Origin of the sequence: Dietzia sp. E1 (genome assembly GCF_014145015.1) — a bacterium.
In the GTDB taxonomy this organism is placed as follows: domain Bacteria; phylum Actinomycetota; class Actinomycetes; order Mycobacteriales; family Mycobacteriaceae; genus Dietzia; species Dietzia cinnamea_A.
The window spans coordinates 1-1,425 of sequence record NZ_JAALDU010000366.1 but is presented as its reverse complement, the minus strand read 5'-3'; the positions used below and the strand labels follow the sequence as shown (position 1 = coordinate 1,425).

The following is a 1,425-nucleotide window of genomic DNA, read 5'->3' as shown; positions in this document are numbered from 1 at the left end:
GGCGGGCAGGGCCGCGGGCAGCCACAGCCGGACCGGCGCCTCGTGGACCTCGTCCACGTCCTTCGCGGGACGGGACGGGTCGCGGTAGGCGCCGAGGAAACCGCCCAGGACGATGCGCGCACAGTAGAGGAAGGTGAGGATCGCCCCGATCACCGCGGCGGTGAGCAGCGCGGTTACCGCCACCGGGTGCCCGCCGGCGACGTCGCCGAACGCGATGAGCATGGACTCCTTGGACACGAAGCCCAACGTCGGCGGGACGGCGGCCATGGCGGCCGCGCCCAGCACGGTGGCGCCGAACGCCCACGGCATGCGCCGCCACAGCGGGCCCAGGTCGCGGATGTCGCGCGCGCCGGCCTCGTGGTCGATCACGCCGACCAGCATGAACAGGCCGGACTTGAACAACGCGTGGGCGACGGTGTGCAGCGCGGCGGCGGCGAGAGCCTCCTGCGTCCCCACGCCGATCGCCGCGGTGATCCAGCCCAGCTGACTCACGGTCGAGTAGGCCATGAGCTGCTTGAGGTCGGTCTTCTGCAGCGCGAACACGGCCGCCATCACGGCCGTGCCCATGCCCACGGACACGAGCAGGGCGTTCCAGACGGGGACGTCGTGGAAGGCGGGCGAGAACCGCATGAACAGGAAGATGCCCGCCTTCACGACCGCGGCGGCGTGCAGGTAGGCGCTCACGGGGGTCGCGGCGGCCATGGCGTCGGGCAGCCAGAAGTGGAACGGGAACTGCGCGGACTTGGTGAACGCGGCCACCGCCACCGCCACGGCGACCGCCGCGGTGAACCCCGGATCGGTGGACCAGACGTCGTGGGCCAGGGCCTCGGAGATCGAGGTGGTGCCGGTGCGGATCCACATGGCCACGAGCGCGCCCAGCAGCACCAGACCGCCGACGACCGTCACCGTGAGCGTGCGGAAGGCGGAGGAGTACGCGGGCCGGCCCGAGTTGGCGATCAGCGCGAACGACGCCAGCGACGTGAGCTCCCAGCACACGTACAGCAGCACCATGGAGTCGGTGAGCACGAGTCCCAGCATCGAGACCGTGAACAGGGTCATGAGCTGGAAGAAGCCGTAGTGCTGTGGGCCACGCGTCCGGGCCCGGCCGTCGCCGCGCGCCTCACCGCCGGACAGGTACGACGACGAGTAGATCAACACCACCGCGCCGATCACCAGCGCGAGCATCGCGAAGAGCAGTCCCGTGGGGTCCGCGAACAGGTCCAGGGTCCAGTCGCGTGCCGGCACCCAGGGGATCCGCACGACCTCAGTGGGCATCCCCGACAGGGCCAGCGAGAGCGGCGACAGTAGAGCGAACGCACCGAGGAGGTAGAGCGCCGCGAGCGGCCATCCCGCACCGCGCCCGAGCCACCGCGTGAGCGGCCACGCGAGGAGCGTGGCCAGGCCGGCCGAGGCGATCGCGAGGAC

At 71.6% G+C, this 1,425-nt stretch carries 1 protein-coding gene; it reads right to left on the bottom strand.

Annotated elements, in window-relative coordinates; genetic code table 11:
* The coding region (locus G6030_RS12110; protein ID WP_347238652.1) for a proton-conducting transporter membrane subunit at nt 1–1,425 on the bottom strand (1,425 nt) is incomplete at both ends.